The sequence below is a fragment of the Streptomyces sp. NPDC096311 genome (assembly GCF_044763085.1).
In the GTDB taxonomy this organism is placed as follows: Bacteria; Actinomycetota; Actinomycetes; order Streptomycetales; family Streptomycetaceae; genus Streptomyces.
On record NZ_JBIWFN010000009.1, the window covers coordinates 78,168 to 87,075 of the forward strand.

At 70.0% G+C, this 8,908-nt stretch carries 6 protein-coding genes; 1 reads left to right on the forward strand and 5 read right to left on the reverse strand.

Annotation, left to right across the window (positions count from 1 at the left end):
- Positions 1 to 45: 45 nt before the first annotated feature.
- Genes ACIRA5_RS23290 through ACIRA5_RS23300 form a run of 3 tightly spaced genes read right to left on the reverse strand, consistent with a single transcriptional unit; the run spans position 46 to position 3,737 of the window.
- Positions 46 to 981, reverse strand: coding sequence for a carbohydrate ABC transporter permease (locus ACIRA5_RS23290; RefSeq protein WP_403693436.1), 936 nt, complete (start codon positions 979 to 981; stop codon positions 46 to 48).
- Positions 978 to 2,012, reverse strand: a complete 1,035-nt coding sequence (locus ACIRA5_RS23295) for an ABC transporter permease (RefSeq protein WP_403693437.1) — start codon at positions 2,010 to 2,012, stop codon at positions 978 to 980. The genes ACIRA5_RS23290 and ACIRA5_RS23295 overlap by 4 nt, the downstream gene beginning before the upstream one ends.
- A gap of 27 nt (positions 2,013 to 2,039) precedes the next feature.
- The gene (locus ACIRA5_RS23300) at positions 2,040 to 3,737 is read right to left on the reverse strand and encodes an extracellular solute-binding protein (RefSeq protein ID WP_403693439.1); all 1,698 of its coding nucleotides are present in this window, start codon (positions 3,735 to 3,737) and stop codon (positions 2,040 to 2,042) included.
- Positions 3,738 to 4,112: 375 nt separating this feature from the next.
- Between ACIRA5_RS23300 and ACIRA5_RS23305 the strand changes: the two genes are divergently transcribed.
- Positions 4,113 to 6,968 carry a glycoside hydrolase family 3 C-terminal domain-containing protein gene (locus ACIRA5_RS23305; RefSeq protein ID WP_403693441.1) on the forward strand — a complete coding sequence of 952 codons (2,856 nt, stop codon included), beginning with the start codon at positions 4,113 to 4,115 and terminating at the stop codon, positions 6,966 to 6,968.
- Between the two features lie 122 nt (positions 6,969 to 7,090).
- On the opposite strand, the gene ACIRA5_RS23310 is transcribed toward ACIRA5_RS23305, so the two are convergent.
- Positions 7,091 to 8,536 (reverse strand): aldehyde dehydrogenase family protein, encoded by a 1,446-nt coding sequence (locus ACIRA5_RS23310; protein WP_403693443.1) that lies wholly within the window; start codon positions 8,534 to 8,536, stop codon positions 7,091 to 7,093.
- A gap of 188 nt (positions 8,537 to 8,724) precedes the next feature.
- A partial coding sequence (locus tag ACIRA5_RS23315) for a hypothetical protein (protein WP_403693445.1) occupies positions 8,725 to 8,908 on the reverse strand: 184 nt, incomplete at its 5' end.

Consider the following 8,908-nt stretch of genomic DNA (forward strand, 5'->3'; position numbering starts at 1 on the left):
CAGGGGAGTTGTCTGAGGGGCGCGGGGAACTTCAACAGGCGCCGGTCAGCCCTTCACCGCGCCCGTCAGCATGCCCTTCTTGAAATGCCGCTGCACGAACGGCGACAACACGGCCACCGGCAGCAACGCCATCACCATGACGGCCATCTGCACCGCCAGGCCGGACAGTTGGCCGGTCTTGATGGCCTGGCCGAGGCCCACCGGGGCCTCCTGCTTCTGCACGAGCTGGATCATGACGTTCTGCAGCGGCATCATGTCCTGGTCGTTGAGGTAGAGCGAGGCGTTGAACCAGGCGCTCCAGTACCCGACGGCGTAGAACAGGGTGATCACCGCGAGGACCGCGCGGGAGAGCGGCATGACGATCTGCCACAGAATGCGGACGTCACCGGCGCCGTCGATGCGGGCGCTGTCGATGAGTTCCTGCGAGATGCCCATGAAGAAGCCGCGCAGCACCAGGATGTTGAAGACGCTGATCGCGCTCGGGAGGATCAGCGCGAGATAGCTGTCGGTCAGGCCCAGCGACTGCACCAGCAGATAGGTCGGGATGAGACCGGCGCTGAAGAACATGGTCGCCAGCAGCGCCAGCAGGATCCAGCGATGGCCGAGCGAGCCGATGCGCGAGAGGCCGTAGGCGCACAGGACGGACACCGCCATGGAGAACAGCGTCCCGACGAGGGTGATCAGGATGCTGATGACCGAGGCGCGGGTGACCTGGCCGCCGCTGAGGAGTTCCTTGTAGGCGACGAAGGTGATGCCCTTGGGCACCATCACCAGGCCGCCGGCCTCGTCGATGGTCTTCCGCGAGGAGAGGCTGGTGACGATGACGATCCACAGCGGGAAGAAGATCCCCAGGCAGGCGAGGGTCAGCACGAGCCCCTTGCCCGCGAGGCCGGCCTTGCTGGGCTCCTCCTCCCACGTCGGCCGGGGCGGCGCCGCCAGGCGGCCGGGGCCGCGCACGGGTTTGTCGATGACGGCGGTCACTTCTTGTACACCCCCTGCTCGCCCATGAGATGGGCCACCTTGTTCGCGGCGAGGACCAGGCCGAGGCTGACCACGCCCTTGATCAGTCCGGCGGCCGCCGCGTAGCCGAAGTCCTGGTTGCGGACGCCGTTCCACCAGACGAAGGTGTCCAGGACCTCCGCCGCTCCTGGTCCGACGGCGTCCCGCTGGAGCAGGATCTGTTCGAAGCCGACGGTGAGGGCGTCACCGACGCGGAGCACCAACAGCAGGGCGATCACCGGGCGCAGCGCGGGCAGCGTGATGTGCCACATGCGGCGCCAGCGACCCGCGCCGTCCATCGCGGCGGCCTCGTACAGGTCCGGGCTGACCGAGGACAGCGCGGCGAGGAAGACGATGATCCCCCAGCCGGCGTCCTTCCACACGCTCTGCGCGGTGATCAGGAACTTGAAGGTGTTGGGGTCGGTCATGATGTCGAGACCGTCGTACCCGTGCTGCCGCAGCAGCTGCGAGAGGATTCCGGCGCCGCCGAAGAGCTGCTGGAAGACGGCGATGACCAGCACCCAGGAGAAGAAGTGCGGCAGGTAGAGGATCGCCTGTGCGAGCGCCCGGACCCTGGGCCTGACCACGCTGTTGATGAGCAGCGCGAGCACGATCGGGATCGGGAAGTACAGGACGAGCTGGAGGAAGAACAGCACGAGGGTGTTCTGCACGGCATCCCAGAACGCCGAGTCCTCGAAGACCCGTTGAAAGTTCCCGATGCCCACCCAGGGGCTGTGCAGCATGGAGACGATGCCGTTGTCGCTGATGTACGGGTCGTAGTCCTGGAAGGCGACGATGTTGCCGAGGATCGGCACATAGTTGAAGAGCAGGACCAGCAGGACCGCCGGCAGCGTCATCAGGAGCAGGACGCGGTCGCGTCTGAACCTGAGCCGCAGGCTCACCTTCCCGGAGGGACGTTTCTCCCGGGAGCCGGTGGCGCCGCCGGACGCCACCGGGGATTTCTCTGTCGTGTCGGCCTCGGTCCCGCTCCGAGGCACCGTGCTGTGGGACACGGCCGTTCTCCTTGCCTCGGTGCCCGGTCAGCTCGCCGCCGGGCCGCTCTCGTCGAGCAGCTTCTTGTACCAGTCGCGCAGGCTGTCGCCGCCCTTGCTCCTCCAGTCGGAGACGGCCTGCTGCATGTCGCTGATCTTCTTGCGGCCGCGGACGATGTCGTCCTCCAGCTGCTCGAAGTCGTTGGAGAGGTTGGTGTAGCGGCTGGGTTCGGTGATCTGCATGCCGTAGAAGGAGGACTTCTTGGTGAAGGCGCCCATCCGCTGCTGCCACTCGACCTGCGCCTTGGCGACCTCGGGGAAGTCGGGGTGGGCGATGGTCGCGGTGGGGCTCGCGACCATGACGTAGGCGTTGATGACCTCGTTGTTGCCCTGGTCGGTCTTGGTGGGAACGCCGTTCTTGACGGTGTAGTGGGTGCCCTCGACGCCGTAGTTGGTGAGCATGTACTCCTTGGTGCCGTACGGCGCGGCGGTGACGTTGGCGACGGCCAGCACGTCACGGATGACGGACTCGGAGGCCTTCTTGCTGACGAAGGCGAAGATGCCTGCCGGCTGTTCGGCCCAGAGGGTCGGTGAGCCGCCGTCGTGGCCGAAGATGTCCATGCCCCAGATCTTGTAGTCCGGGTTCTGGGTGGCCTGTTCGGCGGTGCGGCTCCACCACTGCGAGATGTTCTGGGCGTAGATGAGGAACTCGCCGGCCGCGAACTTGGGGCCCGGGTCGGTGGCCGCGCTCTTGCCCAGCTTGGCGTCCGGGTGGACGTATCCGGCGGCGAAGAGCTTGCGGGTCCACTCCAGCGCTTCGAGGTACTCCTGGGTCTCGATGCGGTAGACCAGCTTGCCGTCGACGAGGTTCCAGCCGAGCGGCTTCTCACTGCCCGAGAGCACACCGAAGGACTGGAAAGCGGTCCACTTCATGTCGAGGCAGGCCCACCGCTTGGCCTTGGCGTTGGCGATCTCCTTGCACAGCGCCATGAACTCGTCGGCCGAGGTGGGGACTTGGTACCCCTCCTTGTCGAAGATGTCCTTGCGGTACAGGGGCACGATGCCGGTGACGTACGGGGACGGCTGCGGCAGACCGCGCAGCTTGCCGCCGAAGAGGGAGCGCTGCCAGGCGTCCGTCGGGATCGCCGCGAGGTTCGGGTACTGCTTGATCGCGTCCCCGGAGAGATACGGGCCGAGGTCCGCGAACTTGCCGATGATGGCGCTGGGTATCTTGCCGCCCATGTTCCAGCCGGGGATGACCACGACGTCCGGGATGTCGCTGGAGGCCAGGACCGCGCCGAGCTTCTGGTCGTAGGTGTTGCCGTCCTGGTTCTGCCACGCGACGTCGACACCGATCAGGTCGTTCATCGCCTTGTAGTAGGCGTTGTCCGACTTCGGCGGGGATCCCCAGAACGGGGACATGATGCTGACCTTGCCGCCCTTGCCGAGCTTCTTCGGGACCGAGGTCTTCAGGCCGGCGATGTCGAGCTTGCTGGTGAAGCCGACCGCGGAGCCGTTCTTGGCGGCGATGTCAGGGGTCACCACATTGGTCGCGACGTAGGCCGGCAGCAGCTTCTTGGCGCTCTTGCCCGCCGACGTGCCCCCGCCCGAGCCGCTGTCCGAGCCGCCGCAGGCGGCGAGCAGCGGCATCCCTCCCGCGACCGCCGCGGCGGCGACCGCCGTGGAGGCGAGGAAGCTTCTCCGACTGGGAGCGGAGGGGCCGGAGGTGGCGGTGTTCGGCGTCATTGCGTCAACCCTTCGTGGCGCACAGCAGGACACCCGGCGGTGGAGCCGTCGGCTGCGGTGTCTTGAGTGGAACTGGCTGAGCTGAAGCGGTTCTCGGAGGACTGCGTGGAAGTCCGCGTGCCCCGAGGGGGCCGCTCCACTAGTCGAAGCGCTTCGATGTTGCTGCGAGGTTAAGTGAACACCTGGGGGTGCACAAGAGCCGATTCCAAGATTCCTCGGAGGTGTGGAGGACTGGACCGGCCTCGCCGGGCGCCTGAAATGCCAATGAGGAAACGGAGTTGTTGCGTCGAGGTGTCTTGACACCCGCCCCTCGGGCGATCGAGCATCGAAGCGCTTCGAAAGCACCCCGTCGCTCCACCGCAAAGGGATCACCACGTGACCGCACAAACGCCGCCTACGCCGCCTTTTCGCGATCCGCAGCTGCCGTTCGCGAAGCGCATCGACGATCTGCTGGCGCGGCTCACGCTCGACGAGCGCATCGCGTTCCTGCACCAGTTCGCGCCCGCCGTGGAGCGGCTCGGGGTGGCCGCGTTCCGCACCGGCCAGGAGGCGCTGCACGGTGTGGCCTGGATGGGCCCGGCGACGGTCTTCCCCCAGGCCGTCGGCCTCGGCGCGACCTGGAACGACGCACTCGTACGCCGCGTCGGCGAGGCGGTCTCGGCCGAGGTCCGCGCGATGCGCGCCCGCGACGACCGGGTGGGCCTCAACGTCTGGTCCCCCACGGTCAATCTGCTGCGCCACCCGCTGTGGGGCCGGGGCGAGGAGGGCTACTCGGAGGACCCGAAGCTCACCTCCGCGATCGCCACGGCGTACACCCGGGGCCTGCGGGGCGACCACCCCGACTACTGGCGCACGGCCCCCGTCCTCAAGCACTGGCTCGCCCACAACAACGAGACGAACCGGGACACCACCTCCTCCTCGGTCCGCCCGCGCGTGCTGCACGAGTACGACCTGCGGGCGTTCCGCGCGACCGTCGAGGCGGGCGCGGTGGCGGGTGTGATGCCGGCGTACAACCTGGTCAACGGCCGCCCCAACCACGTCTCCCCGTACCTCCGGGAACACCTGCGCACCTGGACGGACCAGGACCTCCTGGTCTGCTCCGACGCGGGCGCCCCCTCCAACCTGGTCGACTCCGAGCACTACTTCGACACCCACGAGGAGGCGACCGCCGCCGCGATCCTCGCCGGGGTCGACAGCTTCACGGACCACGGCACGGACGGTTCGAAGATCGTGGACCGGGTCCGAGGGGCCTTGGAGACGGGCCTGTTGAGCGAGGCGGACATCGACGCGGCGGTCCGCCGCCAGCTCGCGATCCGCTTCCGGCTCGGCGAGTTCGACCCGCACACGGCCCCCCATGGCGACACCTCGGACTTCGACACTCCGGCCCACCGCGCGCTCGCCCGGGAGGCGGCCGAGCAGGCGATCGTCCTCCTCAAGAACGACGGCCTGCTGCCACTCGGCCCGGGCGTGCGCGTCGCCGTCGTGGGCCTCCTCGCCGACGAGTGCAAGCTCGACTGGTACAGCGGCACTCTCCTCCACCGCTCCACACCGCTGGAGGGCCTGTACGAGCGCTTCGGCGCCGAGCACGTCGACTTCGCCGAGGGTGTGGACCGCGTACGCCTGAGGACCTCCCGCGGTACGTATCTGTCGGTGCCCCTCGCCGGGGACGCGGACGACGCGGTGCGCGGCGCCGAGGGTGCGCTGGACCCGGCCCTGCTCGCGGGCCGCACGGACCTGCCGCCCCTCACCACCGACGCCACCGGCACGGATCTCGCGCTGATCGACTGGGGCGAGGGGCTGCTGACGCTGCGGGCCCCCGACGGCCGCTACCTCTCGGTCGCCGAGGACGGTTACCTCCGCGCGTCCGCCGACCAGCCGGGCGGCTGGGTCGTCCAGGAGACGTTCCGGCTCGAACCGGCGGGTTCCCGCTCCGGATCCCATGGGAGCGGCCACCTCCTGAGGCACGTCGGGACGGGTGGGCATCTCTGTGTCGCCGCCGACGGCGTCAGGGTTGCCGACGACGCCCCGGAGATTTTCGAGCTGGAGTTCACCGAGCGCGGCGAGGACGCCGTGGCCCGCGCGGCACAGGCGGCCGACGTCGTCGTGGTCGTGGCGGGCAACGACCCGCACCTCAACGGCCGCGAGACGGAGGACCGCACCACCCTCCGGCTCCCCGCCCATCAGGAGCGCCTGCTGCGCGCCGCCCGCGCCGCGAACCCGGACACCGTCCTCGCGCTGGTCTCGGCGTACCCCTACGCGGTGGACCCCACCGACCTCCCCGCCGTCCTGTGGACCGCGCACGGCGGCCAGGCGGCGGGCACCGCCCTGGCCCGCGTCCTGGCCGGCGACGTGTCCCCCGCCGGCCGCCTCCCGCAGACCTGGTACGCCTCCGACGCGGACCTGCCCGACCTGCTCGACTACGACGTGATCGGCGGCCGCCAGACGTATCTGTACTTCGAGGGCACCCCACTGTTCCCGTTCGGCCACGGCCTCGCGTACACGACGTTCGCGTACGAGGATCTGGAGGTCACCGAGGCGCAGGCCGCGCTGAAGGTCTCCTTCACGGTCACCAACACGGGCGAGGCGCCGGCGGACGAGGTGGCCCAGCTGTACGCGCGCGCCGTGGACCCGTCGGTGCCGCGCCCCCGTCGCGAACTGCTGGCCCACCGGCGCTGCCACCTCTCTCCCGGCGCTTCGGAGCGCCTGACCTTCGCCCTCCCCCTCTCCGCGCTGGAGTTCTGGGACGTGGTGGTCGGCAGGCCCCGTCTGGAGCCGGGCGCGTACGAACTCCTCGCGGGGGCGTCGAGCGAGGACATCCGGCTGCGCACCACGATCACCCTCACCGGCGAGCCCGCCACCCTCCGCCAGGTGCGCGAACCGGGCCTGAACGCGGTCGACTTCGACGAACAGCGGGACACCGAGATCGTCGACCGTACGAAGGTGTCGGGTGACGCGGTGACGCCGAGGGCCGGCGCGACGGGCGAACTCACCTACCGCGGCTGCGACTTCGGAAGCGGTGTCACGGGGGTCGATGTCGAGGCATCCGGCGAAGGAGTCGTCGAGGTGTCGCTGGACGGAGGCCCGTCACTCGCGACGGTCACCTTCGGCGGGACGAAGGGCCCGTACGACTACACCACCACCGGCGCCGCGTTCGCGGCCGACGGTGTGCACGACCTGCATCTCAGGCTGCGCGGCCCACTGCGGCTCGCGCGGGTGGGCTTCTCCGGTTGAGGGTCCGGACAGGCCGACCACCAGGGGCCCGGCACCGGAAGGCATCGGTGCCGGGCCCCTTCGGGAGCCTATCTGAAAATGATTGTCGCTAACCAGAGGGTGGCGCGGAGCGCGCCGCCCCCTTAGAGCGCGAGGCCCGTCAGGACGAGGACCCGCTCGTAGGTGTAGTCGTCCATCGCGAACTTGACGCCCTCGCGGCCGACACCGGACTGCTTCACACCGCCGTACGGCATCTGGTCGGCACGGTAGGACGGCACGTCGCCGACGACCACGCCACCGACCTCCAGCGCGCGGTGGGCGCGGAAGGCGACCTGCAGGTCGTGCGTGAACACGCCCGCCTGGAGGCCGTACTTGGAGTCGTTGACGGCGGCGAAGGCCTCCGCCTCCCCGTCCACCTTGCGCACGCTGAGGACCGGTCCGAAGACCTCCTCGCAGGAGATCGTCGCCTCGGCCGGTACGTCGGCGAGCACGGTCGGCGCGTAGGAGGCGCCGTCGCGCTTGCCGCCGGTGAGGAGGGTGGCGCCGGACCGGACGGCCTCGTCGACCCAGGACTCCACGCGCTGGGCGGCGTCCTCGCTGACCAGCGGGCCGACGTCCGTCTTGTCGTCGGACGGGTCGCCGTTGACCTGGGCCTCGACGGCGGCGACGATGCGCGGCAGCAGCCGGTCGTAGACCGACGCGTCGGCGATCACACGCTGCACGGAGATGCAGGACTGGCCGCCCTGGTAGTTCGAGAAGGTGGCGATGCGGGTCGCGGCCCAGTCCAGGTCCTCGTCGCTCGCCCAGTCGGCGAGGACGACGGCCGCGCCGTTGCCGCCGAGCTCCAGGGTGCAGTGCTTGCGCGGCACCGAGTCCATGATCGCGTAGCCGACCTTCTCGGACCCCGTGAAGGAGATGACCGGGAGCCGCTCGTCCTGGACGAGGGCGGGCATCCGGTCGTTGGAGACCGGAAGGATCGACCAGGAGCCGGCCGGCAGCTCGGTCTCGGCGAGCAGGTCACCGATGATCAGGCCGGAGAGCGGGGTCGCGGGCGCCGGCTTCAGGATGATCGGCGCGCCGGCCGCGATGGCCGGGGCGATCTTGTGGGCGCACAGGTTGAGGGGGAAGTTGAAGGGCGCGATGCCGAGGACGACACCCTTCGGGAAGCGGCGTGTGAGGGCCAGGCGGCCCTGGCCACCGAGGTCGGTGTCGAGGCGCTGGGCCTCGCCGCCGTTGAAGCGGCGGGCCTCCTCGGCGGCGAACCGGAAGACGGACACCGCGCGGCCGACCTCACCCCGGGCCCACTTGATCGGCTTGCCGTTCTCGGCGGAGATGAGCTGCGCGATCTCCTCGGTGCGCTCGACGAGGCGCTTGCTGACGTGGTCGAGGGCGGCGGCGCGGACGTGGGCGGGGGTGGCGGCGAACTCGTCGCGCACGGCGTACGCGGCGGCGACGGCCTCCTCGACCTGTGCCTCGGTCGGGACGCTGACCTGTCCGACGACCCGGCCGTCCCACGGCGAGGTGACATCGAAGGTGGTCTCGCCGGTGGCCTGGCGGCCGGCGAGCCAGAAGGCGTGGGTGGAAGTCATGTCGAGTCCCGGCCCTTCCGAGGTTGAGGAGTCCTTGGCGTTCGTGGTCCACGGTAGGGCCGGGGCGGCGGGAGGTCGTTTGTCCGGGACGTAGCAGTACCGGGCCGTGGCACTCCGCTTTGGCACGATCGAGGTGCCCGCCACGTTTCCCTCGCCCCCGCCGCCCCTACCCGTCCCATCCCCGGGGGCTACGCCCCCGGCCCCCCAGAGCCCGCGCAGTTCCCCGCGCCCCTGAACCCGGGGCAGGCGGGGATGCGGGGCGCGGGGAACTGCGCGAGCAACCCCCCACCCGCAGCCGACCAGACGAGGCCGAGCGGGAAATCCGGGGCGCAGCCCCGGCCCAAGGGCGCGAGGAACTGCGCGACCAGCCAC